24 protein-coding genes and 1 pseudogene are annotated in these 24,725 nt (G+C 72.3%); 12 read left to right on the top strand and 13 right to left on the bottom strand.

The features are described from left to right. Nucleotides 1-2: 2 nt before the first annotated feature. A complete protein-coding gene (locus tag IOD16_RS29805) occupies nucleotides 3-233 on the top strand; it encodes a hypothetical protein (RefSeq protein WP_123745918.1) in 231 nt (76 codons plus the stop codon). A gap of 10 nt (nucleotides 234-243) precedes the next feature. Beyond that, nucleotides 244-1,101: a bifunctional DNA-formamidopyrimidine glycosylase/DNA-(apurinic or apyrimidinic site) lyase gene (mutM, locus tag IOD16_RS29800; protein ID WP_201437000.1), complete on the top strand. Its 858-nt coding sequence runs from the start codon at nucleotides 244-246 to the stop codon at nucleotides 1,099-1,101. A 9-nt stretch (nucleotides 1,102-1,110) separates the two neighbouring features. Here the strand turns inward: mutM and IOD16_RS29795 are convergent, their stop codons facing one another. Beyond that, nucleotides 1,111-1,545: a MarR family winged helix-turn-helix transcriptional regulator gene (locus tag IOD16_RS29795; protein ID WP_123745920.1), complete on the bottom strand. Its 435-nt coding sequence runs from the start codon at nucleotides 1,543-1,545 to the stop codon at nucleotides 1,111-1,113. 254 nt (nucleotides 1,546-1,799) lie between these two features. On the opposite strand from IOD16_RS29795, the gene IOD16_RS29790 reads away from it, so the two are divergent. Next, nucleotides 1,800-2,477: a response regulator gene (locus IOD16_RS29790; protein ID WP_123745921.1), complete on the top strand. Its 678-nt coding sequence runs from the start codon at nucleotides 1,800-1,802 to the stop codon at nucleotides 2,475-2,477. A 28-nt stretch (nucleotides 2,478-2,505) separates the two neighbouring features. Here IOD16_RS29790 and IOD16_RS29785 read toward each other — a convergent pair whose 3' ends face one another. Then, nucleotides 2,506-3,453 (bottom strand): IS481 family transposase, encoded by a 948-nt coding sequence (locus IOD16_RS29785; RefSeq protein WP_201436998.1) that lies wholly within the window; start codon nucleotides 3,451-3,453, stop codon nucleotides 2,506-2,508. A gap of 456 nt (nucleotides 3,454-3,909) precedes the next feature. After that, nucleotides 3,910-5,016: an NAD(P)/FAD-dependent oxidoreductase gene (locus tag IOD16_RS29780; RefSeq protein WP_201436997.1), complete on the bottom strand. Its 1,107-nt coding sequence runs from the start codon at nucleotides 5,014-5,016 to the stop codon at nucleotides 3,910-3,912. A 68-nt stretch (nucleotides 5,017-5,084) separates the two neighbouring features. Between IOD16_RS29780 and IOD16_RS29775 the strand changes: the two genes are divergently transcribed. Beyond that, nucleotides 5,085-5,642 (top strand): GNAT family N-acetyltransferase, encoded by a 558-nt coding sequence (locus IOD16_RS29775; protein WP_201436995.1) that lies wholly within the window; start codon nucleotides 5,085-5,087, stop codon nucleotides 5,640-5,642. Here IOD16_RS29775 and IOD16_RS29770 read toward each other — a convergent pair whose 3' ends face one another. From IOD16_RS29770 to IOD16_RS29760, 3 genes are all read right to left on the bottom strand, one after another. Beyond that, nucleotides 5,643-6,113 carry a hypothetical protein gene (locus tag IOD16_RS29770; protein ID WP_201436993.1) on the bottom strand — a complete coding sequence of 157 codons (471 nt, stop codon included), beginning with the start codon at nucleotides 6,111-6,113 and terminating at the stop codon, nucleotides 5,643-5,645. Between the two features lie 133 nt (nucleotides 6,114-6,246). Beyond that, on the bottom strand, nucleotides 6,247-6,750 hold the full coding sequence (locus IOD16_RS29765) for a hypothetical protein (RefSeq protein WP_201436991.1): 504 nt from the start codon (nucleotides 6,748-6,750) through the stop codon (nucleotides 6,247-6,249). 29 nt (nucleotides 6,751-6,779) lie between these two features. Further along, nucleotides 6,780-7,478, bottom strand: coding sequence for a CAP domain-containing protein (locus IOD16_RS29760; RefSeq protein WP_236594465.1), 699 nt, complete (start codon nucleotides 7,476-7,478; stop codon nucleotides 6,780-6,782). Nucleotides 7,479-7,542: 64 nt separating this feature from the next. Here IOD16_RS29760 and IOD16_RS29755 point away from each other — a divergent pair, with 64 nt between their 5' ends. From IOD16_RS29755 to smc, 4 genes are read left to right on the top strand one after another with little or no spacing between them, the layout of a single operon-like run. After that, complete coding sequence (locus tag IOD16_RS29755) at nucleotides 7,543-7,839, top strand: acylphosphatase (protein WP_123745926.1); 297 nt, start codon at nucleotides 7,543-7,545, stop codon at nucleotides 7,837-7,839. Nucleotides 7,840-7,872: 33 nt separating this feature from the next. Further along, nucleotides 7,873-8,379, top strand: coding sequence for a sigma-70 family RNA polymerase sigma factor (locus IOD16_RS29750; RefSeq protein WP_201436988.1), 507 nt, complete (start codon nucleotides 7,873-7,875; stop codon nucleotides 8,377-8,379). Beyond that, nucleotides 8,376-9,020: an anti-sigma factor family protein gene (locus IOD16_RS29745; protein ID WP_201436987.1), complete on the top strand. Its 645-nt coding sequence runs from the start codon at nucleotides 8,376-8,378 to the stop codon at nucleotides 9,018-9,020. The genes IOD16_RS29750 and IOD16_RS29745 overlap by 4 nt, the downstream gene beginning before the upstream one ends. A 58-nt stretch (nucleotides 9,021-9,078) precedes the next feature. Next, nucleotides 9,079-12,783, top strand: coding sequence for a chromosome segregation protein SMC (gene smc / locus IOD16_RS29740; RefSeq protein ID WP_201436986.1), 3,705 nt, complete (start codon nucleotides 9,079-9,081; stop codon nucleotides 12,781-12,783). 8 nt (nucleotides 12,784-12,791) lie between these two features. On the opposite strand, the pseudogene IOD16_RS29735 reads toward smc, so the two are convergent. Further along, nucleotides 12,792-13,698, bottom strand: a pseudogene (locus IOD16_RS29735) (IS5 family transposase). A gap of 337 nt (nucleotides 13,699-14,035) precedes the next feature. On the opposite strand from IOD16_RS29735, the gene IOD16_RS29730 reads away from it, so the two are divergent. Then, nucleotides 14,036-14,596 (top strand): hypothetical protein, encoded by a 561-nt coding sequence (locus IOD16_RS29730; RefSeq protein ID WP_201436985.1) that lies wholly within the window; start codon nucleotides 14,036-14,038, stop codon nucleotides 14,594-14,596. 9 nt (nucleotides 14,597-14,605) lie between these two features. Here IOD16_RS29730 and IOD16_RS29725 read toward each other — a convergent pair whose 3' ends face one another. From IOD16_RS29725 to IOD16_RS29715, 3 genes are read right to left on the bottom strand one after another with little or no spacing between them, the layout of a single operon-like run. Next, nucleotides 14,606-15,304, bottom strand: coding sequence for a lysophospholipid acyltransferase family protein (locus tag IOD16_RS29725; RefSeq protein WP_123745930.1), 699 nt, complete (start codon nucleotides 15,302-15,304; stop codon nucleotides 14,606-14,608). Nucleotides 15,305-15,318: 14 nt separating this feature from the next. Further along, the gene (locus tag IOD16_RS29720) at nucleotides 15,319-15,654 is read right to left on the bottom strand and encodes a hypothetical protein (RefSeq protein ID WP_123745931.1); all 336 of its coding nucleotides are present in this window, start codon (nucleotides 15,652-15,654) and stop codon (nucleotides 15,319-15,321) included. Nucleotides 15,655-15,699: 45 nt separating this feature from the next. Next, nucleotides 15,700-16,869 (bottom strand): cytochrome P450, encoded by a 1,170-nt coding sequence (locus IOD16_RS29715; protein WP_123745932.1) that lies wholly within the window; start codon nucleotides 16,867-16,869, stop codon nucleotides 15,700-15,702. A 135-nt stretch (nucleotides 16,870-17,004) separates the two neighbouring features. On the opposite strand from IOD16_RS29715, the gene IOD16_RS29710 reads away from it, so the two are divergent. Continuing rightward, nucleotides 17,005-17,940 carry a GNAT family N-acetyltransferase gene (locus IOD16_RS29710; RefSeq protein WP_123745933.1) on the top strand — a complete coding sequence of 312 codons (936 nt, stop codon included), beginning with the start codon at nucleotides 17,005-17,007 and terminating at the stop codon, nucleotides 17,938-17,940. A 67-nt stretch (nucleotides 17,941-18,007) separates the two neighbouring features. Here the strand turns inward: IOD16_RS29710 and IOD16_RS29705 are convergent, their stop codons facing one another. Both IOD16_RS29705 and IOD16_RS29700 read right to left on the bottom strand, forming a co-directional pair. Continuing rightward, a complete protein-coding gene (locus tag IOD16_RS29705) occupies nucleotides 18,008-19,567 on the bottom strand; it encodes a sodium:solute symporter (protein WP_123748381.1) in 1,560 nt (519 codons plus the stop codon). Next, nucleotides 19,554-20,690: an anhydro-N-acetylmuramic acid kinase gene (locus tag IOD16_RS29700; RefSeq protein WP_201436984.1), complete on the bottom strand. Its 1,137-nt coding sequence runs from the start codon at nucleotides 20,688-20,690 to the stop codon at nucleotides 19,554-19,556. Before IOD16_RS29700 ends, IOD16_RS29705 begins: the two co-directional genes overlap by 14 nt. A gap of 90 nt (nucleotides 20,691-20,780) precedes the next feature. Here IOD16_RS29700 and ftsY point away from each other — a divergent pair, with 90 nt between their 5' ends. Continuing rightward, nucleotides 20,781-22,181 (top strand): signal recognition particle-docking protein FtsY, encoded by a 1,401-nt coding sequence (ftsY, locus tag IOD16_RS29695; RefSeq protein ID WP_201436983.1) that lies wholly within the window; start codon nucleotides 20,781-20,783, stop codon nucleotides 22,179-22,181. Nucleotides 22,182-22,354: 173 nt separating this feature from the next. Here ftsY and IOD16_RS29690 read toward each other — a convergent pair whose 3' ends face one another. Beyond that, nucleotides 22,355-23,113, bottom strand: coding sequence for an IclR family transcriptional regulator (locus tag IOD16_RS29690; protein WP_201436982.1), 759 nt, complete (start codon nucleotides 23,111-23,113; stop codon nucleotides 22,355-22,357). A gap of 78 nt (nucleotides 23,114-23,191) precedes the next feature. Between IOD16_RS29690 and aceB the strand changes: the two genes are divergently transcribed. Beyond that, complete coding sequence (gene aceB / locus IOD16_RS29685) at nucleotides 23,192-24,724, top strand: malate synthase A (protein ID WP_201436981.1); 1,533 nt, start codon at nucleotides 23,192-23,194, stop codon at nucleotides 24,722-24,724. Nucleotide 24,725: the final 1 nt, after the last annotated feature.

Below are 24,725 nucleotides of genomic sequence, written 5' to 3'. Positions count from 1 at the left end.
AAATGTATGCCACGAACGTCCGGACGAACCGCCGCGCGCGCCACGCGCGTCCGTCCCGCCCGCTGAACGCCAGCCGCAACGGCGGCATCCAGGGCTTGGTCCTCGTGCGCGACACCGCCCAGGCGGGCGGCTGGATGCTCAAGCCGACCAAGCCGCAGGCCGCCGCCTACGAGATGCTCGAAGAGCTGGAGCAGGCCGAGGCCGCCGCCGCCGAGCGCGAGTCCGAGGACTGATCACCCGCCCGTGCCCGAGCTGCCCGAGGTCGAGGTAGTCCGCCGAGGTCTGCACGAGCACGTCGCCGGGAGGACCGTCGAAGCGGTAGAAGTCCTCCACCCACGCGCGATCCGCCGACACCTGCCCGGTGCGGCGGATTTCGCCGTGCGCCTGACCGGTCAGCGACTGGAGGCCGCGCGCCGTCGCGGCAAGTACCTGTGGGTCGACCTGTCGGGCGGCGACGCCATGCTCGCGCACCTCGGCATGAGCGGCCAGATGCTGGTCCAGCCCGTCGACGCGCCGGACGAGAAGCACCTGCGGGTGCGGGTCCGGTTCGCCGACGGCGGGCCGGAGCTGCGCTTCGTGGACCAGCGCACGTTCGGCGGACTGGCGCTGGCGGACATCGTCGAGGTCGACGGCGCCATGCTGCCGCGGCCGGTGGCGCACATCGCGCGTGATCCGATGGACCCGGCGTTCGACCCGGACGCGGCGGTCGCGGCGCTGCGGAAGCGGCGGACCGAGGTCAAGCGCGCCCTGCTCGACCAGACGGTCGTCTCCGGCGTGGGCAACATCTACGCCGACGAGGCGCTGTGGCGGGCCCGGCTGCACGGGTCGCGGCCCGTGGACAAGCTGACCAGGGCCAAGGCCGCCGAGCTGCTGGCGCACGCCACCCGGGTGATGTACGAGGCACTGGGTGAGGGCGGCACGTCGTTCGACGCGCTCTACGTCAACGTGAACGGCCAGTCGGGTTACTTCGACCGGTCCCTGGCCGTGTACGGGCGGGAGAACGAGCCGTGCCGGCGGTGCGGGACGGCGATCAGGCGCGAGCCGTTCATGAACCGCTCGTCCTACTCGTGCCCGCGCTGCCAACCCCGACCGAGGGGTTGACGGGCGCGCTCACCGCGCCGGGTCGGCGAGCCTGCGCAGCAGCGGCGTGACCGACCTGAGCGCGTCGCGCTCCTCCGGTTCCAGCCGGGAGATCCGCTCGGACAGCAGCTCCGCCTCGCCGTGCGCGAGGGACAGGATGGTGTCCCGCCCGAGGCCGGTCAGCTCGACGATCGTGGCCCGCCCGTCGGCCGGATCGGATTCGCGGCGCACCAGGCCGCTGGACTCCAGGCCCGTCACCACCGTGGTCGCCGTCGGCTGCGAGCACAGCGCGCGCACCGCGATCTCGCCGATCCGCATCGGTCCCTGCGACGCGAGCTCCGCCAGCACCAGCAGCTGGGTGGGCTGCAGGCGCCGGACGGACGCGGACTGGCGCAGGCTGCGGATCAGCCGGTGCACGGCGACCACGAGTTGTAACGCGTCCTGATTGGTCACACTGGTGGTCATCAGACCTCCTCGTGGCTCACCGTGAGTGAGCAAGTGTCCGAATTCGGACAGGACATTCGCACTTTCGCAGTACGGCTGTCCAGGGAATGATTGCATTCGCACCCGGATGTACTCACCCTTTCCGCACTGATGCGGAGAAGGACCCGTCAAAACGCCATAAAGGGTGAACGGGCTCGCATCAAGGGCCCGTCAGGAAGCTCGCCGAACGTAGTCGGACCCGGTCGGCGGGCGTGGTCCGGGCGTAGTGTCTCAGCGTGACAAAGGTGCTGGTGGTCGATGACGAGCCGCAGATCGTGCGGGCGTTGCGGATCAACCTGTCGGCCCGCGGCTACTCGGTCCTGACCGCGCACGACGGCACGGCGGCGCTCAAGGCGGCGGCCGAGGGCAGGCCGGACGTGGTGGTGCTCGACCTGGGCCTGCCGGACGTGGACGGCGCCGAGGTCATCGCGGGACTGCGCGGCTGGACGACCGTGCCGATCATCGTGCTGTCCGCGCGGGTCGACTCGGCCGACAAGGTGCAGGCGCTGGACGCGGGCGCCGACGACTACGTGACCAAGCCGTTCGGGATGGACGAGCTGCTGGCCAGGCTGCGCGCGGCGGTGCGCCGGTCGGCGGTGGCGGAGGGCGGGGACGCGGTCGTGGAGACCGCGTCGTTCACCGTCGACCTGGCGGCGAAGAAGGTGCGCCGGGAGGGCGTCGAGGTGCACCTGACGCCCACGGAGTGGGGCCTGCTGGAGATCCTGGCCCGCAACCGGGGCCGGCTGGTGGCGCAGAAGCAGCTGCTTCAGGAGGTGTGGGGGCCGGCGTACGCGAAGGAGACCCACTACCTGCGCGTCTACCTGGCCCAGTTGCGCCGCAAGCTGGAGCCCGAGCCCGCGCACCCCCGGCACCTGGTGACGGAGCCCGGCATGGGCTACCGGTTCGAGCTCTAGCTGTACTGATTCGTGACGTTGTTGACGTCTAGGGGGTCAGTCGGGTGATGGGTGGCTGGCCGCCGAGGGCGCTGTGGGCGCGGTGGTGGTTGTAGTCGTGGACCCAGTCGGGCAGGGCGGTCAGGCGGTGGTCGTTGCCGGTCCAGGCTTGGGCGTAGGCGAACTCGGTCCGCAGGGTGCGGTTGAAGCGTTCGGCTTTGCCGTTGGTCCAGGGGCAGCCGGGTTTGGTGAAGCGTCGGCGGATGCCCAGGGCGACGCAGACCGCCCGCCAGTTGCCGCCGACGCGGTAGGTCTTGGCGTTGTCGGTGAGCACCCGCAGCACCACGACGCCCCGGTCGCGGAACCAGGCCACGGCGCGGTGCAGGAAGGCGGCGCAGGTCGCGTCGCGCTCGTCGGGCAGTGCCTCGACGTAGGCCAGGCGGGTGCGGTCGTCCACGGCGACGTGCAGGTAGTCGTAGCCGATGCCCCGGCCGCGGACCTTCTCGCTGCGGCCGTGCGCCCGCCAGCCGCCGCCGTCGGGGACGCGGCCGAGTTTCTTGACGTCGACGTGCAGCAGGTCGCCGGGGTGGGGGCGTTCGTAGCGGATGCCGGTGTGCCGGCGCCGCACCGGCAGGCCGGTGATCGCATCGGTCGCGGCCAGGGCGGGCTCGGCGCGGCGGCGCAGGACCCGGCCGATCGTGGAGGCCGGCAGTCCGAGCAGTCCGGACAGGTGCACCGGCCCGCGTCGCACCGACCGTCGGACGGCGAGGATGCGGTCCTCGATCTCGGTCGGGGTGCGCCGGGGGCTGTGGTGCGGTCGTGAGCTGCGGTCGGCCGGCCCGGCGTCTCCTTCACCGCGGTGCCGGGCCAGCCACTTGTGCACGGTGGCCCGGGAGATACCGAGCTGCTCGGCGATGCTCGCGGGCGACCACCCGGCCGCGCGACGGGTCACGATCAGCCTGCGGGCATGGACCGTGGTGCGGGCGTTACTGTGCACGCGAGGACCTCCGTGTGCCGATGGGATGCGTCAGACACATCCACTCCGCCCGGAGGTCCTCCCTGCGTTCAACCCGACACGCCGTCAACAACCTGATTAGTCACTACATCTAGCGCCCGTCCGGAGAGGGAGTCCCCGGTGGCGACATCGCCCCGGCGGCCCTACCACCACGGGGACCTGCGGGCCGCCCTGGTCGCGGCGGCACGCTCGCTCGTCGTCGCCGAGGACGCCGAAGACCCGACCCTGCGCCGTGCCGCGGCGACGGCCGGTGTCTCGCACACCGCGGCCCACCCGCACTTCGCGGACGAGGCCGCCCTGGTGGCGGCCGCGGCGGCCCGGGGCTCGTCGGGTCCGCCGCGGCCGACCCGTCGCTGTACCGGCTCGTGTTCGGCGGCGAGGTGCCGCGCCGCGACGCGCACGACGTGGCGGACGCGGGCCTCGCGGCCCGGTGACGGCTCAGCCCGCCGGCATCGTGGGGTGGCGCTGGAACATCAGGGCGGCGCGCACCACGAGTTCCTTGTAGCGCGCCGCCGGCCGGCCGGTGAGGACGCGCTCCTTCGGGCTGTCGTCGGCGTTCACGAACTGGATCAGGCCGTCCCGGCGGCCCAGGCTGATGCACTGGTTGAGGTAGCGGAAGTCGAGCCGGTCGGCCGGCACGCCACCGCCGAGCCGCTTCGCCAGCGCCCGCACGGCCTTCTGCGCCGTCGGCAGGCCGGTCGCGCACGCCATGCGCAGTTCCAGGCCGTCGTGCCGCTTCATCGCGGCGGCGTCGCCGATGCCCTGGACCTCCGGGTGCGAGGTCGAGGTCAACGTGTGGTCGACCAGCATCCGGCCGCGGCCGTCCACCGCGAACCCGGCCCGCGCCGCCAGGTCCGGCACGGCGAAACCGGCCGTCCAGACGACCGTGTCGGCGGCGACCAGGTCACCGGTGTCGAGCACCAGGCCGTCGGCGCGGACCTCGGTGACCCGGACGTGGTCGCGGACCTCGACGCCGAGCCGGGCGAACACCTTGACCAGGTGCCGCCTGCCCTTGTCCGACAGTGCCTCGCCGAAACCGCCGGCGGTGACCAGCAGCACGTCCAGGTCCGGGCGCGACTCGGCCAACTCGGCGGCGGCCTCGATGCCCGTCAGCCCGCCGCCCGTGACGGCGACCGTGCGCGCGGTCCGCAGCGCCGCGGCCAGCTCCTCGGCGTCCTCCTGGGTCGAGACGGCGTGCGCGTGCTCGGCCGCGCCCGGGACGCCGCCCAGGTCCGCCTGGCTGCCCAGGGCGTAGATCAGCCGGTCGTAGGTCAGCGCGCCGTTGGCGAGCTGCACCTTGCGCGCGTCGGGGTCGATGCCGGTGACCCGGTCCACCACCAGCTCGACGCCGGTGCCCTTGAGGACGGCGGCGAGCGGGACGTCCCGCAGCTGCTGCCCCACCGCGAACTGGTGCAGCCGGACCCGTTCGACGAACCGGTCCCGCGCGTTCACCAGGGTCACCTTCGAGTCGGTCCACCTGGCGGCCAGCTTGGCCGCGGCCAGACCCGCGTAACCCGCGCCGACGACCACGATGTGCTCTGCCATTTCGGGCTCCTTTCGCTGCCAGAGGAGCGAGACGGGAGCGCCGGACGTGACGGCCTAGGGTGTGAGCCGTGTCACCTGTCTCCGTGCTGCACACCTGGCAAGCGCCCGAGTCGGCGCTCGCCGCCGCCCGCGAGCTGCTCGACGAGGCCTTCGACGGCGATTTCGGCGATGACGACTGGGAGCACAGCCTGGGCGGCGTGCACGCCTTCGCCTGGGACGGTGACGAGTTGATCGGCCACGGCGCCGTCGTGCAGCGCCGGTTGCTGCACGCACGCCAGGGCACGGGTCTCCCGCACACGACCCGCGCGCTGCGGGCCGGGTACGTGGAAGGTGTCGCGGTGCGCGCGGACCGACGACGCCTGGGCGTTGGCGGGGCCGTGATGGCGGCCTTGGAGGCCGTCGTGCGCGGCGCGTACCCCCTCGGCGCTCTCAGCGCGTCGGAGGACGCCCTGGAGTTCTACGCGGCGCGGGGGTGGCGGCGGTGGCGGGGACGGACGTTCGCGATGACGCCCACGGGCGTCGAGCGCACCGAAGAGGAGGACGACGGGATCTTCGTCCTGCCGGTCGTGCCGCTCGACCTGGCGGGCGACCTCGTGTGCGACTGGCGGGACGGCGACGTCTGGTAGCTACGGCGCTTCGTCGTCCTCGGTCGTCGGCGTGGTGGCGGTGGTGGTCGACGCGGAGGACGACGGCGCCGGCGGGTCGTAGGTCGCCGGCGGGTTGCTCGGCGGCTGGGTGGTGACCGCGGGTTCGGGCGACGTCGCCGCGGTCGACTCCGCGCCCGGGTCGGCCTTCGCCCGCGCGTCCGCCGGCGTCGAGCCGCCCGCCTTGCCCGGCGGCGGCTGCTCGCCCGCCCGCTTGGACACCGTGACCACCAGCGTGGCGGTCCTCGCGTCCGGCGCGGCGGCTTCCGGCACGTCCTGCGTCGTCAGCACCTCGACCCGCGGCACGGGCGGCGGGGCGGCCGTGGACCCGCCGCCGGCCAGCACCGACGCGAGGGTGGCGATCACGGTGGCGACGACGGCGCCGCCCGCGGCGAGCAGCACCACAGAGGTGAGCTTCTTCTTCGGCGGCGCGGCCTGGTCTTCCTCGAACACACCATCTCCCTGCGGGGGATCCGGACGGATGGTCAGTGTTCGGGTTATCGGCCGCTCACGCCGCGTGCCTCAACGTTCCGGCGGTCCACCACCCGATGGTGTGGCGGACCGTCACCGGCTGCGGGTGATCTCGTTACGCGCCCGACGGCGGGTCGACCGGCACCGTGGTGGTGGTCGTCGTGGGGACGGTCGTGGTCGTCGTCGGCTTGGGGTCGGTCGTGGTGGTGACGACCGCGGTCGTGGTGGTGGTCGGCTGACCGGTGTTCGTGTTCGTGGGTTGGGGCTCTTCCACCACCGTGGTCGTGGTGGTGCCGTCCGGCCGGGTCACCGTGGTCACGCGGGTGCGGCGCGACGTGGTCGTCGTCGGGGTGGCCTCGGTCGTCGTGGTGGTCGACTCCGCGGTGGTGGTCAGGCTGACCGCCGAGGACGACGAAGACGTGCGCGGGGACGTGCTGAGGGTGCTGCGGGACACGACGTCCTCACGCGGCAGCTGGCTGCCGGGCGACGCGTCCGGGGTCGCGCCCGCCAGGGCCGCGATGGTGGCGAAGATCGTCGACACGGCGACACCGGACGCCGCCAGCAGCACGTGGGGCGACACGCGCGGGCGGGCGCGCTCGGGCTCCGGGGTCTCGTACAACGGTTCTCCCAAGGTCTGTCGGACGGTCTCTACCAGCCGAAGTTCTGGGTCCAGTACCAGCCGCGGGTGTCCAGACCCACGCCGATGGTGGTGAACCCGCAGTTCAGGATGTTGCGGCGGTGCCCGTCGGAGTTCATCCAGGCCTTCATGACCTGCTCGGGGGACCGCTGGCCCATGGCGATGTTCTCGCCGCCGGGGCTCGGGTAGCCCGCCGCGCGCATGCGCTGCGCGAAGTCGACGCCCTCGGGGGTGGTGTGCGAGAAGTAGTCGCGCCGGGCCATGTCGGTGCTGTGGCCCTGCGCGGCCTGGACCACCCGGTCGTCCACCTCGAGCGGCCCGCAGCCGGCGAGGTCGCGCGCCTCGTTCACCAGGGCGACGACCTGCTGCGCCTGCGGCAGGTCGGCGGGCGCGGTCGTCGTCGTGGGCTCGGGGGACGGTTCGGACGTGGCGGTCGTCGTCTCCGTCGTCGTGGTGGTCTCGGTGGTGGTCGTCGTCTGGGTCGTGGTCGTCGTGGACGGCGGCGCTTCGGTGGTGGTCGGCGGCGTCACCGGCTCACGGCCCCGTTCGGGCTCGCCCACGCCCCCGACCCCGCCGGCGCCGATGTTGTCGGAACCGCTGCGCTGTGCTGCGCTTTCCCCGACGAACGGGGCGAGCTGTTCCGGGTTGGCGACGGCGACGCCGGTCGCACCGGCCGCGCCGAGGAGCAGGCCGACGAGTCCGCCGATCACGGATCGGTTACCACGCCGTGCTGTCACGGTCGCGCACCGTACCACTAACGGGTGAAATGACAGGATGGCTCTTGTGGCTGGAGTAGAGCAGACCGTGCGCCTGACCGCCTGGGTGCGGGGCCACGTGCAGGGTGTCGGTTTCCGCTGGTGGACCCGCGCCAGGGCGCTTGAGCTGGGACTTGTCGGTTCGGCGTCCAACCTGCGTGACGGTCGGGTCGAGGTGAACGCGGAAGGGCCGGAATCCGCGTGCCGGGATCTGCTGACTGCGTTGCGTTCCGGCGCTACCCCCGGGCGGGTGGACTCGATCGTGGAGCGCTGGTCGGAGGCCCGCGGCGGCTTCACGGGTTTCGTCGAGCGTTGAACGCCGAAGGGCCCGGTGGCGTAGTACATCGATGTGGACCGTGGCGAAGATGTCGTCAGGCAGCTGTACGGCCGTTGGCGCGGCCCGCTGCACGGCTACGTCCTGCGTCTGGTCGGCGGTGACCACCAGCAGGCGGAGGACGTCGTCCAGGAGACGTTGCTGCGCGCCTGGCGGCACGTCGACGAGCTGACCCCCGCCGACGCGGGCCCGTGGCTCTACACGGTGGCCAGGAACCTGGTCATCTCCGGCTTCCGCAAGCGCGCCGGCCGGCACTCCGAGGTGCCGATCGAACCGGGCGACCTGCCCCCGGTCGCGGACGAGGTGGAGCACGTCCTGCAGAGCTGGCAGGTCGCGGAGGTGCTGCGCGGGCTCAGCGCCGACCACCGCGACGTCGTGGTCGAGCTGTACTACCGGCGGCGATCGGTGGCGGAGGCGGCGGCGGTGCTCGGCATCCCGCCCGGCACGGTCAAGTCGCGCTGCTTCTACGCCCTGCGCGCGCTGCGCGACGCGTTGGAGGAGCGGGGGGTGACGGAGTCGTGAGCTGCGCCCAGACCGTGGCGCTCGGCGCCTACCTGCTCGGCTCGCTCGACCCGGCGGAGCGCTCGACGTTCGAGCGGCACGTGCGCGGTTGTGCCGACTGCCGGCGCGAGATGGTGCGGCTGGCGCCGCTGCCGGGGCTGCTCGGCCAGGTGCAGCTGTCGGACCTGGAGCTGCCGTTCGACGACCCCGCGCCCGATCCCGACCTCCGGCCGCTGCCGCCCCTGGCGGCGCCGGGGCCGTCGCCCGTGCGGGCACGGCGGCGGCGGTGGCCGGTGCTGGTGGGCGCGGGTGTGCTGGTCGTGCTCGTGGCGCTGGGCGTGGTGGTCGTGCCGCGCCTGGCCGGCGACGACGCCGTGACGTGGCACGCCGCCGACGGCACGTCCGGCGTGGTGGCCAGCGCCGATCTCGTCGGCAGGTCCTGGGGCACCGAGCTGTGGATGCGCGTCGAGAACATGCCGAAGGGCGTGCGGTGCAAGCTGATCGTCCACGACCGGGCCGGCCGGACCGAGATCGGCGGCTGGTGGGGCACCGACCACGCGCCCGACGAGCGGATACCCGGCTCCACGTCGTTCCCGGTCCAGGAGATCGAACGGCTGGACCTGGTGGTCGACATGACGGTGCTGGTCTCGGTCCGGCGGTGATCGCGCAGGTCAGCGTGCCGCCGCCGGGTTCACGGGCCGCACGGGTACGCTGCCCGGCGTGCACCTCAAGAGCCTGACGCTGAAGGGGTTCAAGTCCTTCGCCTCGGCTACCACGCTGCGCTTCGAGCCCGGCATCACCTGCGTCGTCGGTCCGAACGGGTCCGGCAAGTCGAACGTGCTCGACGCGCTGCGCTGGGTCATGGGCACGCAGGGCGCGAAGGACCTGCGCGGCGGCAAGATGGAGGACGTCATCTTCGCCGGCACGTCCGGCCGCGCGCCGCTGGGCCGCGCCGAGGTGACGCTGACCATCGACAACTCCGACGGCGCGCTGCCGATCGACTACGTCGAGGTGTCGATCACCCGCCGGATGTTCCGCGAGGGCGCCACCGAGTACGAGATCAACGGCAACTCGTGCCGGTTGATGGACATCCAGGAACTGCTCAGCGACTCCGGCATCGGCCGCGAGATGCACGTGATCGTCGGCCAGGGCCAGCTCGCCGCGATCCTGGAGTCCAAGCCCGAGGAGCGGCGCGCGTTCGTCGAGGAGGCCGCGGGCGTCCTGAAGCACCGCAAGCGCAAGGAGAAGGCGCTGCGGAAGCTGGAGGCGATGCAGGCGAACCTGACCCGCCTCACCGACCTCACCGCCGAGCTGCGCCGCCAGCTCAAGCCGCTGGGCAAGCAGGCCGAGATCGCGCGCCGCGCGCAGGCCGTGCAGTCGGAGCTGCGCGACGCCCGGATGCGCCTGCTGGCCGACGACCTGGTGACGCAGCGCGAGGCGTTGGCGCGCGAGGAGCAGGACGAGGCCGTCGCCCGGGCCCGGCGCACCGAGGTCGAGAAGTCGCTGCAACAGGCCCAGTTCCAGCAGAACGAGCTGGAGGACCAGGTCGCGGCCGACGCGCCGAAGCTCCAGCAGGCCCAGGACACCTGGTACCGGCTGTCGGCGTTGGAGGAACGGCTGCGCGGCACCGTGCGGCTGGCCGTGGAACGGGAGCGGCACCTGTCGGCGGCGGTCGACGCGCCGCGCGGCGGGCGTGACCCGGACGAGCTGGAAGCCGAGGCCGAGCAGACCGCGGAGCTGGAGCAGGAGCTCCAGGACGGCGTGACCGAGGCCCGGGTGGGGCTGGCGGAGGCCGTGGAGACGCGGGCCGAGCTGGAACGCGTGGTGTCCGCGGCGGAGAAGGCGCACCTGGCCGCGGTGCGGGCGATCGCGGACCGGCGCGAAGGCCTGGCCCGGCTGTCCGGCCAGGTGGAGGCGCTGCGGTCGAAGACGAGCGCGACCGCCGAGGAGATCGAGCGGATGTCCGTCGCGCTGGCCGAGGCGGTCGAGCGGTCGGAGGTCGTGCAGCAGGAGCTGGCCGAGGCCCGCGAGGTGACCGGGACCGAGGACGAGGACGACGTCGGGCTCGACGAGCGGCACCGGCTGGCCGCCGAGTCGGACGACGCCGCGCGCCGCCGGGTCGAGGAGCTGGTCAAGGCCGAGCGGACCGCCGAGCGGGACATCGCGTCGTGGCAGGCGCGCGTGGACGCGCTGTCGTTGGGCCTGACCCGCAAGGACGGCGCGGGCGCGTTGCTGGCGTCGCGGCTGCCGGGGTTGCTCGGGTCGGTCGCGGCGCTGCTGACCGTGGAGCCGGGCGCGGAGGTCGCGCTGGCGGCGGCGCTGGGCCCGATCGCGGACGCGGTCGCGGTGGCCTCCGGCGCGGACGCGGTGGCGGCGCTGGAGCTGTTGAAGGAGCAGGACACCGGTCGGGCCGGGGTGCTGGTCGGCGGCGCGCCGGTGAGCGTCGACCGGTCCGGATGGCCGTCGTTGCCGCCGGACGCGCGGTGGGCGGTGGACGTGGTGCAGGCGCCGGAGCCGCTGCGGCCCGCGCTGCACCGCGCGTTGGACAAGGTCGTGGTGGTCGACTCGCTGGCCACGGCGCGCGGCTTGGTGGACGCGCACCCGTCGGTGCGCGCGGTGACCCGTGACGGCGACGTGCTCGGCGCGGACTGGGCGGTCGGCGGGTCCGGGCGCAGCCAGAGCGTCATCGAGGTCCAGGCCGCGGTGGACGAGGCGTCGGAGAAGCTGGCGCTGGCGGAGCGCGCGCTGGAGCAGTCCACGGCCGCCCTGGAAGGCGCACGGGCCGAGCAGCAGGCACGGCGGGCCGAGGTCGCCGCGGTGAAGGAGCAGCTCAACGAGGCCAAGGTGCGGCGCGCCCGGTCGTCGGAGCGGCTGAACCGGCTGGCCGCGGCGGTGCGCTCGGCCGAGGCCGAGGTGGAGCGCGTGCGGGCGCAGCGGGCGAAGGTCGAGGCGGCCCGCGAGGAGAACCTGCTCAAGCTCGGCGAGCTGGAAGAACGCCTGCTGGTGGCGGAGGAGCAGCCGCTGGACGACGAGCCGGACAGCTCCCACCGCGACGAGCTGGCCGCCGAGCTGGCCGCCGCGCGCCAGGGGGAGGTCGACGCCCGGCTGTCGCTGCGGACCGCCGAGGAACGCGCTCGCGCCTTGCAGGGCAAGGCGGAAGGGCTCCGGCGGGCCGCACGGGCGGAACGTGAGGCGCGGGAACGCGCCCAGCGCGCCCACGCCGCCCGGGCCCGGGGCGCGGTCGTGGCGAAGGCCGTGGTGCGCGGTGGCGAGGTCGCGCTGGAGCGGATCGCCGCGTCGTTGAGCCGGGCGGCCGCGGAGCGGGACGCGGCGCAGGAGCGCAAGTCGCGGCGCGAGACGTACCTGGCGCAGGTGCGCAACCTCGTCCGCGAGATGTCGGTGGAGCTGGAGAAGCTGACCGACGCCGTGCACCGCGACGAGGTGCTGCGGGCCGAGCAGCGGATGCGCATCGAGCAGCTGGAGACCAAGGTCGCCGAGGAGTTCGGCATCGGCCTGGAGGACCTGGTCGCCGAGTACGGCCCGGACGTGTTCATCCCGCCGTCGCCGCAGGAGATGGCCGAGTACGAGGTGGCGAAGGAGCGCGGCGAGGCGGTGACCGCGCCGCAGCCGATCCCGTACGACCGGGACACGCAGGCGCGGCGGGCCAAGCGCGCCGAGCGGGACCTGTCGCTGCTGGGCAAGGTCAACCCGTTGGCGCTGGAGGAGTTCGCGGCGCTGGAGGAGCGGTACAAGTTCCTGTCCAACCAGCTGGAGGACATCAAGGCGACGCGGCGCGACCTGCTGACCGTGGTGAAGGAGGTCGACGACAAGATCCTGGAGGTCTTCACGTCGGCCTACGAGGACGTCGCCCGCGAGTTCGAGGTCGTGTTCAAGGTGCTGTTCCCCGGCGGCGAGGGGCGGTTGGTGCTGACCGAGCCGGACGACATGCTGACCACCGGCATCGAGCTGGAAGCCCGGCCGCCGGGCAAGAAGGTCAAGCGGCTGTCGCTGCTGTCGGGTGGCGAGAAGTCGCTGGCGGCCGTGGCGATGCTGGTCGCCATCTTCCGCGCCCGCCCGTCGCCGTTCTACGTGATGGACGAGGTCGAAGCGGCCTTGGACGACACCAACCTGCACCGGCTGATCAGCCTGTTCGAGCAGCTGCGCGAGCACTCGCAGCTGCTGATCATCACGCACCAGAAGCCGACGATGGAGATCGCCGACGCGCTGTACGGCGTCTCCATGCGCGGTGACGGCATCAGCCAGGTGATCTCCCAACGCCTGCGGGGCGAGGACAAGCCGAAACGCGCCAAACCCGCCGCCGTGGCCGCCGCTCCACCGGCCGCCACCACCGCCGCTCCGGAACCCGCCGCTCCGGAACCCGCCGCCGCTACTCCTGAGACCGGACCGCCCGCCGCCTCCGACTAGGGCGTGTTTCAGATGTGGCGTTGCCAGATGTTGATGGCGGCGATGTCGATGGTGGCCTGGTAGCGGACGGCGAGTTTGTCGTATCGGGTGGCGACCGCCCGGTGCTGCTTGAGCAGGTTGATGCCGCATTCCACCGCGTGGCGCTGTTTGTAGATCTCTCTGTCGATCAGAGGCGGCCGTCCACCCGCGGAGCCTTTGGCCTTGCGGTGGGCCGCCTGGCCGCGGGGCTGGTTGATGGTCGCCTTGATCCCGCGATGCCGCAGGTAGGCGCGGTTGGCCTTGGAGCTGTAGGCCTTGTCCGTCAGGACCCGGTCCGGTCGGGTTCGTGCCCGGCCGGGGCCGACGCGCGGCACCGAGATCTGCTCGATCACAGGCGTGAACTGCGGGCTGTCACCCCGCTGAGCGGCGGTAAGCAGCAGCGGCAATGGCCGCCGCCGTTGTTCACAGGCCAGGTGCAGCTTGCTGGTCCACCCGCCCCGCGACCGCCCAACCCGTGGTCGTCCGGTTCCGTGCCGCCGTCAGGTGTGTCGGGCGGTTCGACCTGGAGATCCCCCTTTTCCGCGCACCGGCGGCGTGCTGGTGCGCCCGCATGACCGTGGAGTCCACCGACACGTCCCACACGATCGACCCGGCGGCATCGGCGCGGGCCTGCAACGCGGTCAGGACCTGCCGTCAGACCCCGGCACGCTGCCAACGCCGGAACAACCCGTAGACCGTCTGCCGGGGTCCGTACTCGGGCGGGACGTCACGCCACGGGGCCCCGACACGCACCCGCCACCGGATGCCGTCGATCAACTGCCGCTTGCTCCACTTCGGCGGACGGCCCGGCTTGGCACCGACGGGCAGCAGAGGTTGCAGCACCGCCCACTGCGCGTCGGTCAGGTCGGCCCGCCCCGCTGCCGCTACGCTGACCACGAGGTCTCCGGTGTTCAGGTTTGCTTGGTCGCTAACCGACTTACCGGAGACCTTGCTATGTTCCGGCCACCGACACGCCGCCACTCACCTCACCTTTGAAACACGCCCTAGGTCGTCTCGGCGCCGGCACAAACCCGAGTTGTCCACAGGCTCGCGTCCAGCGGTCCGGAATGTCGGTGCCGGCCGGCAGGATCAAGAACAGGGGACCCCCTGGGCGGGGACGCCTGCGAAGCCCTGGCCCGTGAAGTCCCCCGCCTGTGAAGCACCCGCCTGCGAAGGTGCTGCGTCTGCGAACGTGCCGGGCCTGCGGTGTGCCGGGCCTGCGTAGGGTCGGCTCATGGCTGACTTCGAGACCCGGCTCCGGGAGCGGGTCGAGCACGTGCGGCTGGAGCGGAGCCGGGGGCGGCGGGTCGCGGCGGAGGTCATGGCCCGGTTGCCGGAGCACCGCGAGTCGTGGCGGGAGCAGGCGCGGGCGTTCGCGCGCGTCGCCGCGGCGATCGGCATGGCGCCCAGGCGCGTCTCCGTCGAGCACCGGTCGAAGAAGCGGTTCGGGATGGCGTGGACGACCGTGGTCGAGCACGACGTCCTGTTCGCCGAAGGCGGGGTCGCCGTCACGGCCGCCGGTGATCTCGTGGAGGTCGAGGGCGGCGAGCCGCTGCCGCTCACCGGGTTCCTGGACGAGGACGGCTTCAGCTACGACACCCTCACCGCCTGCGTCTACCGCGAGGACGACCGGCCGCACGTCGAGGAGGTCGTCGGTGTCCGCCGCGGCCCTCGCGGGCTCGCCTGCTGCGTCACCGTCTCCGGTGAGCTGGTGGTGGTCTGCGACGGCGGCGAGGGCCAGGCGTTCCTGACGTTCGAACGGCGGCTGGCGGAGTCCCTGCAGAAGTGGGCCTAGGACGCGGCGTCAGCGGTCGTCGAGGCGTTTGGCCTCTTCCGGCGTGGGCGCGGCGCCACCGAGGTGCGCCGGTTGCCACCACTGGCCCTCGCCCGACTCCGGGTAGCGGGCCTGGGCGTCGTCCACGAGGTCCTGCATCCGCTCGCGCAGCGCGGCGTCCGTGGTCGGCTCCATCGGCTCGCCGACGATGATGGTGATCGGCACGTGCCGCTGGGTCAGCGACTTCGGCCTGCCCTTCGTCCACAGGCGTTGCGTGCCCCACACCGCGGTCGGCAGCAACGGCACGCCGGCCTCGGCCGCCAGCCGCACCGCGCCGCTCTTCACGTCCTTGACCGTGAACGACCGGCTGATCGTGGCCTCGGGGAAGATCCCGACGATCTCACCGGCCCGCAGCGCGTCCAACGCCTGCTGGTAGGACGCCTGCCCGGCGGCCCGGTCCACCGGGATGTGGTGCATCCCGCGCATGAGCGGGCCGGACACGCGGTGCTTGAACACCTCGTGCTTGGCCATGAACCGGACCAACCTGCGCGCCGGGTGCGCGCCGTAGCCGGCGAAGATGAAATCGAGGTAGGAGACGTGGTTCGAGGCCAGCACGGCCCCGCCGGTGGTCGGCACGTGCTCCGCGCCCTCCACGGTGATCCGCATGTCGAGCACGCGGAACATCAGTTTGGCTGCGGCGATCACCGGCGGGTACACGCGATCTGGCATGGACCCAGCTTACGTTACTCGTCAGTAGTGCGATCGTGCTCGCGCACCACCTTGGGAACGCCTGCCAGGTCCTCCTCATTGCACAGCAGCTTCAGGGCGTAATACGGCGAACCCTTGGTGTCGTCGTAGTCCAGGTGGACCGCGATCACGTCGACCGCTTCACCGAGCCAGTCCTGCGTCTGCCGCAGCCAGGACGCTGCGCGCTCCAACGCGTTGGGCAGGTCGTCGTCACGGAACTCGACCGGCCGGTAGGGGACCTCCTGCACCTGGTCCCGCTGGTTGGCAGGCATCGGTAGGTCTACCGCCACCCCGCTGTCGTTGAGTTCGAGTTGGATCGTTTCCTCGCTCACCCCACCAGGGTTCCCCAACGCGAAACGCGCGGCAAGAGATGTCGGTCATCCGAGGCTGACCGGCAACTCGGCCAGACCGCTGACCAGGACCCTCCGCCACGCCAGCTCCTCGACCGGCCGGGCCGCCCGCAGCCCCGGGAACCGCCGCAGCAGCACCAGCAGCGCCTCCTGGAGCTCGATGCGGGCCAACTGCGCGCCGAGGCAGAAGTGGGGGCCGATGCCGAGCGCCAAATGCTGGTTGGGCGTGCGCGCCAGGTCCAGCGAGTCCGGCTCGGCGAACGCGCGGGGGTCCCGGTTGGCGGAGCCGATGGACGCCATCACGCCCTCGCCCGCCCGCACCGTCACCCCCGCGACCCGCACGTCCTCCAACGCCACCCGCAGCTGCCCCACCTCGCTGAGCCGGGTGAACCGCATCAGCTCCTCGACCGCGCTCGGCACCAGCTCCGGGTCGGCGACCAGCCGGTCCCACTGCGCCGGCTCGCGCAGCAGGGTGGCGACGAAGCTGGTGATCTGGTTGGCCGACGTCTCGTGCCCCGCGACCAGCAGGTTCAACGCGAACGCGGTCAGCTCGTCGTGCGTCAGGGGCGTCGCGCACAGCTCGTCGAGCAGGTCCTCCGACCTCGGCTCCCGCCGTTTCGCCGCGACCAGGTCGCCCATGTACGCGAGCAGGCTCGCCATCGCCGCCTCGACCCGCGGCTGGTCGGCCATCTCCAGGCTGTACGCGAGCTCGGTCCACTCGCGGAACCGCTCCCGGTCCGCGTACGGCACCCCGAGCAGCGTGCAGATGACCTGGATCGGCAACGGCAGCGCGTACACCTGCCGCAGGTCGGCGCCGTCCACCACGTCGTCGGCGAGCCGCTCGCACAGCTCGCGCACCCACGGCCGGGTCTGCGAGATCGTCCGGTGCGAGAACGCGCCGGACACGAGCTTGCGCAGCCGGGTGTGCTCGGGCGGGTCGGTGGTCGGCAGGGTGCCGGGCAGCGGCCGGGACACGCCGACCCGGGGCGCGCCCGCCGCCACCACGCCGGCCCGCGAGAACCGCGGGTCGGCCAGCACCAGCTTGACGTCGTCGTAGCGGGTCACCAGCCACACCTCGGCGCCCGCGAGCGTGCGGACCCGGACCACGGGCGACTCGTCGCGCAGCTTCGCCCACGTGGGCGAGGGGTCGAAGGCGAAGGCATCGGCGAAGGGGATGTCGAGGACGTCGTCCGTCATGACCCCGACGCTAGGAGCGGGGGGAGCACGGTGCCGGCCCCATCCGGGGCACTTCGGCGACTTCCGTCACGTCCGGCCCGTCCACCACCGAAAACTCCCTCGCGTTCGGCCGTCCCGCGGGTGACCATTCCAGACATGTACGACATCCGTCCCGCCGCCCAGGACGACCTGGACGCCGTCCTCTCGCTCGTCCTGCGGTTGCAGGCCGACGACGCGCACCACATCGGCTACCTCGGCGAGACGCTCGGCGACATCTCGGCCGAGCTGGCCGAGTTCGAGCCCGACTGGGCCGCGTGCACCGTGGTCGCCACCGACGACTCCGGCTGGGTCGTCGGCGCGCTCAGCGTCGAGCTCGACGCCGAGTCCGGCCGCGCCTACCTGCACGGACCGTTCGTCGACGTGCCGGTCAACCACCCGGCGGGCAGCCGGATCTGGGACCAGACCGCCGACGCGCTCTACGCGGCCGCCCTGCCGCTGCTCGACGGCGTCCCGGACCGCGAGCTGCTCGGCCACACCGGGCACCGGCGGCTGGCCGCGTTCGCCGAACGGCACCGCTTCGCCGCCGCCCGGGCGTGCGGGATACACGTCCTCGACGGCGACGGCCTGCGCGGCCTGCTGCTGCGCGAGGCGAGCTGCCCGCGCACCGGACCGGCCCGCGAGATGCGGGTCCTGCCGACCGACCCGGCCGTGCACGAAGCGGTGGCGGTGCTGCACGAGCGGTGCTTCCCCAAGACCTACCTGAGCGGGCGCAAGCTCGTGGACGCCGCCCGACGGCACACCGTGGTGGTGGCCATGGACGGCGACCGCGTCCTCGGCTACGCCTCGGGCAAGGCCGAGCCGGGCGAGTTCTACCTGGACTTCGTCGCCGTGGAACCGGACGTGCGCGGGCAGGGCGTCGGCGCGGCGCTGGTCACCGAGCTGGTCTGGAAGCTGGCCGAGAAGTCCGGGGCACGACCGCAGGCCGCCGCCGCGATACTGGCCGGCAACCGCTCCTCCCAGCGGCTCTTCGACCGGCTCGGCTTCCGGTTGCACCTCGAACTCGTCGCCTACCGCGCCAACCCCGCCGCCTGAGCCCCACGCAGCCTGAGCCCCACGCAGCCCGAGCCCCACGCAGCCCGAGCCCTACGACGCCCGAGCCCTACGACGCCTTGGCCGACATCACGTCGTCCTGCACGCCCGGCGGCTGGTAGCCCTTGTGCCGCAACGACATCAACCCGCCCACGACCAGCGTCACCAGCACGCCGAGCACCGTGTACCAGGGGTAGGCCAGCGACACGAACTTCCGCGCGGGCGCCGCCGGCGCGAAGTCGATCACCATCCTCGCCTCCGGCCCGACGAACTTCACCCCCAGGATCACGAACGCCATCACCACCACCGTGACCGCGAACGCCACGATCGCGTCGAGCTCCTTGGCCTTGCGGAACACCAGCCCCAGCAGGAACGCGCCGAGCAGCGCGCCGTAGGTGAACCCGGCGATCGACAGGCCCTGCTCCACGATCGGGTTGCCGCGCCGCGTCAGCGTGGCGAACAGCCCGGCGCACACGATCAGCAGACCCGCCCAGACCACCGTCCAGATCCGACCCTGCTTGAACACCTCGGCCTCGCTCATCGGCCGCCGCACCACGCGCTGCACGATGTCCGTCACGGTCGAGGAGGCCAGCGCGCCCAACGACGACGACAGCGCCGCCGCCAGGATGCCCGCGATCACGAACCCGGACAGCCCCGACGGCATGTCGTTGACGATGAAGTTGGCGAACAGCTCGTCGTTGTTGTTGAGCTTGAGGTCCGTGACCGGGTTGGCCGCCTTGTAGAACGCCCACAGCATCACGCCGATGAACAGGAACAGCGCGAACTGGAGGAACACCACGACACCGCTGGCGATCAGCGCCTTCTGCGCCGCGCGCACGTCCTTGGTCGCCATCAGCCGCTGCACGATGAGCTGGTCCGCGCCGTGCGAGGCCATGGACAGCACCGCGCCGCCGATGAACGCGACGACGATCGCGTAGGGCGAGGTGAAGGCGCTGGCGTCGAAGTCGAGGACCTGGAACTTGCCCGCGTCGGCGGCACTGGCGAACCACCCGTCGGGCAGCTTGCCGTTCAGCACCAGGATCACCGCGAACGCGCCGATCACGTACCAGAGCATCTGGATCGCGTCGACCCACACCACGGCCCGCACGCCGCCCAGGAAGCTGTAGACGACCATCGCGACGCCGAGCGCCGCCACGATCACCCAGTACGACACGTCCACGCCGTACGCGACGAGCACGACCTTGATCGGGATGGCGGTGGCGAACAGCCGCAGGCCGTCCGCCAGCAACCGCGTGACGAGGAACGTCAGCGACGCCGTGCTCTGGATGTTGCGGCCGAACCGCTTGCCCAGGAACCCGTACGCGGTGATCAGCTCGCCCGCGATGTACTTGGGCAGCAGCACGAACGACACCACGATCCGGCCGATCAGGTAGCCGACGGCCAGCGACAGGAACGTCATCGTGCCCAGGTAGGCGACCGTCGGCACGCTCAGCACGGTCAGCGTGGACGTCTCCGCCGACACCACCGACACGCACACGACCCACCACGAGATGCGGCGTTCGCTGACGAAGTAGTCGGTGGCGGAGCGCTGGCGCCCGGCGATCCACACGCCCAGCAGCGGCATGCCCACCAGGAACAGCACGATGATGGCGACATCAAGCGCGCGCATGGCCTCTCCCATCCGACTGCCTCTCACGGCGGCCGATCGTCAATCCCGTCACGGCGGTGATCACGGGCTCGGGCAGGCGCAGCGGGTAGCGGCCGGGGGTGATCGACCCCAGCGGGCGCGGGCCGGCGGCGCCGGTGGCGGACGGCACGTTCGCGGGCAGGCCGTGCCAGGTGAGGAAGCCGAGCAAGGCGGCGAGGTAGGCCTCCTTGGCCTCGGCGGGCAGTCCCAGCTCGTCGCTCGTGCGCAGGTCCACGCGCCGTCCCAACGACTCGACCAGCACGGGGTTGCGCATGCCGCCGCCGGAGCCGATGACCGTGCCCTCGCACTCGGCGGCGATCGTGCGCGCGGTCAGCTCGGTCAGCGTGGCCAGCAGGTCCTCGGCGGGCATGGTCAGGCCCTCGGTGACGCGGTCCAGGTAGGCGCGGTCGAAGTGCTCCTTGCCGGTCGACTTGGGCGCGGGGAGGGCGTAGTACGGGTCGGCCAGCAGGCGGTCGAGCAGGTCGGCGCGCACCCGGCCGCGACCGGCGAACCCACCGTCGGTGTCCTGGTTCCGCAAACCGCCGGACAGCACGGTCATCGCGGCGTCCATGAGCGCGTTGCCCGGTCCGGTGTCGTAGGCGATCACGCCTTCGGGCGAGACCTTGGTGACGTTGGCGATGCCGCCGATGTTCAGCGCGGTGGCCGGTCCGTCGAAGTCGGCCAGCCACAGCGCGTCCAGGGTGCTCGCCAACGGCGCGCCGTGACCACCCGCGGCGACGTCGCGGACCCGCAGGTCGGCCACCACCGGCAGGCCGGTGGCTTCGGCTATCCACGCGGGCTGGCCGAGCTGGAGCGTGCCCAGGCAGCGGCCGTCCTCCACCCAGTGGTGCACGGTCTGGCCCAGCGACGACACCAGGTCGCCCTCGTACCGGGCGGCGACCTCGGCGAACACCTGCCCGAGCCGGGTGTCGAGCACGCACAGGTCGGCGGCGCTGGTCGGCGGCCTGCGCAGGTCCTCTGGGAACGGGTGCTCGGCGTGCTCGACCGGGGTCAGCACGACCGTGCGGCCGGCCAGGGACAGGTCGGCGACGGCCACGTCGACGGCGTCCATCGACGTGCCCGAGATGAGCCCGATCACCCTCACGCCCTGTGGTCTATTCCACACTGCACGCTTGCGCAAGAGTGTTCGTTTGAAAGTTGCCTGAAATCAACCTGGTTCGTCGATCGTCAACATATGGTGGCGTGCGAGGATTGCGCCGTGTCCACCACGTCCCTGATCTGGATCATCGTCGTCGTCGCGGTACTCCTCGCGGTCGCCCTCGTGACGGGCGTCGTGCTGGCGCGGCGCCGGCGGATCAGCCTCACCGAGCCCGAGCAGGACAAGCCGGCCAAGGGCGGTTACCGGGCCGGTGGCGCCATCACGTTCAACGAGCCCGCGCCACCGGTGGCGGAACCGACCAGACCGGCCGAGCCCGTGGAGCGCTCCGGAGCGTCACCCGCTCCGGTCGAACGGGCCGCGCCGGTCGAACCGGCCGAGCGGGTCGAGCGGGTCGAGCCGGTCGAGCACCCGGTCGCCGAGCGGACCGAGGTCGACGGGCAGCCGGGCGTCGGTGACGACGCCGCCGTGCCGCGCGACTCGGCCAAGCGCGGGTTCGTCGAGGTCGACCTGCCCGAGCAGGCCTCCGAGATCGAGGAGATCGAGCCGACCTCCGGTCGGTTGGAGCGGCTGCGCGGACGGCTGTCGCGGTCGCGGTCGACGTTCGGGCAGAGCCTGCTGGGGCTGCTCGGCGCGGGCGACCTGGACGAGGACTCGTGGACGGACATCGAGGACACGCTGCTGATGGCCGACCTCGGCGCGGCGATCACGGACCAGATCGTCGCGGCGCTGCGTGAGCAGATCGTGGCGCGTGGCGTGCGCACGTCCGACGACGTGCGGGCGTTGCTGCGCGACGTGCTCGTCGACGCGCTGCACCCGGAGATGCGGCGCGCGGTGAACGCGTTGCCGCACGCCGACGGCGCGTCCGGGCCGAAGCCCGCCGTGGTGCTGGTGGTCGGCGTGAACGGCGTCGGCAAGACCACGACGACCGGCAAGCTGGCCCGGGTGCTGGTGGCCGACGGCCGCACCGTGCTGCTGGGCGCGGCGGACACCTTCCGCGCGGCGGCGGCCGACCAGTTGGAGACGTGGGGTTCGCGCGTGGGCGCGTCGACCGTCCGCGGCGCCGAGGGCGCGGACCCGGCTTCGGTGGCGTTCGAGGCGGTGAAGCAGGGCGTCGCCGCCGGTGTGGACACCGTGCTGATCGACACGGCGGGCCGGCTGCACACCAAGACCGGCCTGATGGACGAGCTGGGCAAGGTCAAGCGCGTGGTGGAGAAGCAGGCGGAGGTCGACGAGGTGCTCCTCGTGCTCGACGCCACCACCGGCCAGAACGGCCTGACCCAGGCGCGGGTGTTCGCCGAGGTGGTCGACGTGACCGGCATCGTGCTGACCAAGCTGGACGGCACCGCCAAGGGCGGCATCGTGTTCCAGGTCCAGCGCGAGCTGGGCGTCCCCGTCAAGCTGGTCGGCCTCGGCGAGGGCGCCGACCACTTGGCCCCCTTCGAACCGACCGCCTTCGTCGACGCCCTCCTCACCTGACCCCGCGAGAGTCCAACGTTCACGGCGCGAGAGTCCTACGTTCACGCACCCTGAATTCAACGCTCACGACGAACGGTCGATGCGTGAGCGTTGAATTCAGGTGCTCTGAACGTAGGACTCTCGGCGCGTGGAGGTACGACTCACGCGAGGTGGAGGTACGACTCTCGTGGGGGTCAGTGGTGGGAGTGGGTGGAGAGGCGGGTGGCGATGGTCAGGACCTCCGGGATGATCCTGGTCAGCGAGTCCTTGGTGAGGCGGCTGTCCGGGCCCGAGACGGAGACGGCGGCGAGGGTCGGGGCGCCGTGCAGCGGAACGGCGACGCAGCGCACGCCCAGCTCCTGCTCGCTCTCGTCCAGCGCGTAGCCCTGCTCGGCGATCTGGTCCAAGGACGCCAGCAGCTCCTCGGCGTCGGTGATGGTGTTCGGCGTGTACGCGGGCAGGCCGGTGCGGGCCAGCAGGGCGCGCACCTCGTTCCGCGGCAGCTGCGACAGCATCGCCTTGCCCACGCCCGTGCCGTGCGGCAGCAGCCGGCGGCCCACCTCGGTGAACATCCGCATCGAGTGCCGTGACGGCACCTGCGCCACGTACACCACCTCGTCGCCGTCCAGCACGGCCAGGTTCGCGGTCTCCTCGACCTTGTCCACCAGCTGCGCCAGGAACGGCCGCGCCCACGTGCCGAACTGCCGCGACGCGCTCTCGCCGAGCCGGATCAGCCGGGACCCGAGGGTGTAGCGGCGGTTGCTGTTCTGCCGCACGTACCCCGACGTGACCAGGGTGCGGATCAGCCGGTGGATGGTCGGCAGCGGCAGGCCGGAGGTGGCGGCCAGCTCGGACAGGCTCGCCTCGCCGCCCGCGTCGGCCAGGCGTTCCAGCAGGTCGAAGGCACGTTGGAGCGACTGCACGCCGCCCGTGGACTCTCGTGCCACCGACATCACTCCTTCGTTGCCGTTCCGCGTGGTGAAAACTATAGTCCGCGAAGTAGAAACCGACTCGGAACGAGGTGGGCTTCCATGTCCGGTGTTCGCGTCCTCGGTGGCGAAGTGGAGCGCGGGGACGAGATCCTCACGCCGGACGCGCTGGAGTTCGTGGCCGAGCTGCACCGCGCGTTCGCGCTCGAGCACGCCGCCCTGATGCGCCGCCGCGCGGACCGCCGCCCGCTCGGGTTCCTGCCGGAGACGCAGGCGATCCGCGACGGTGACTGGCGGGTCGCCGAGGCGCCCGAACCGCTGCGCGACCGACGGGTGGAGATCACCGGCCCGACCGAGCGGAAGATGACCGTGAACGCGCTGAACTCCGGCGCGAAGGTGTGGCTGGCCGACCTGGAGGACGCCAACACGCCGCACTGGCACAACGTCGTCTCCGGCCAGGTCAACCTCTACGACGCGGCCCGCGGCACGGTCGAGCACACCTCGCCGGAGGGCAAGCACTACACGCTGCGCGACGACGTGCCCCGGCCGACGATCGTGGTGCGGCCGCGCGGCTGGCACCTGCCCGAGCGGCACGTCGAGGTCGACGGCCGTCCCGCGATCGGCGCGCTGGTCGACTTCGGCCTGCACTTCTTCCACAACGCCGGACTCGGCCGGCCCTACTACTACCTGCCGAAGATGGAGAGCCACCTCGAAGCCCGGCTCTGGAACGACGTCTTCACCGCCGCCCAGCGACGGCTCGGCGTCCCGCACGGCACGATCCGCGCGACCGTGCTGATCGAGACGATCCCGGCCGCGTTCGAGATGGACGAGATCCTCTACGAGCTGCGCGAGCACGCCTCGGGCCTGAACGCGGGCCGCTGGGACTACCTGTTCAGCATCATCAAGTACTTCCGCGACGCCGGCCGCGACTTCGTGCTGCCCGACCGCAACAGCATCACGATGACCGTGCCGTTCATGCGCGCCTACACCGAGCTGCTGGTGCACACGTGCCACAAGCGCGGCGCGTTCGCGATGGGCGGCATGGCGGCGTTCATCCCGAACCGGCGCGACCCGGAGGTCACGCGAGACGCGCTGGCGAAGGTGCGCGACGACAAGCGCCGCGAGGCGGGCGACGGCTTCGACGGTTCGTGGGTGGCGCACCCGGACCTGGTGGGGGAGTGCGCGGAGATCTTCGACCAGAAGTTCTCGGGCAGTCCCAACCAGCTCGACGAGCTGCGGCCCGAGGTGTCCGTCACCGCCGAGCAGCTGCTCGACTTCGCGTCGGCGGGCGGCAGCGCGACCCGCGCGGGTGTGGCGTCCGCGGTGGACGTCGGCGTGCGGTACCTGATGTCCTGGCTCGGCGGCAACGGCGCGGCGGCCATCCACAACCTGATGGAGGACGCGGCCACGGCCGAGATCTCCCGCTCGCAGCTGTGGCAGTGGGTGCACAACGACGTGGTGCTGGACGACGGCACGCCGGTCACCGCCGACCTCGTGCGCGACGCGCTGGCCTGGGCGAAGGAGGAGCTGGAGGGCGAGCACCTCGACCTGGCCGTGGAGCTGTTCGAGCAGGTCGCGCTGTCCGACGAGTTCGTGGACTTCCTGACCCTGCCCGCCTACGAGCGGATCGGCTGAC

The organism is Saccharothrix sp. 6-C, assembly GCF_016695385.1.
Classification (GTDB): domain Bacteria; phylum Actinomycetota; class Actinomycetes; order Mycobacteriales; family Pseudonocardiaceae; genus Actinosynnema; species Actinosynnema texasense.
The sequence above is the reverse complement of the archived record's forward strand: the minus strand, read 5'-3'. Positions and strand labels throughout refer to the sequence as shown.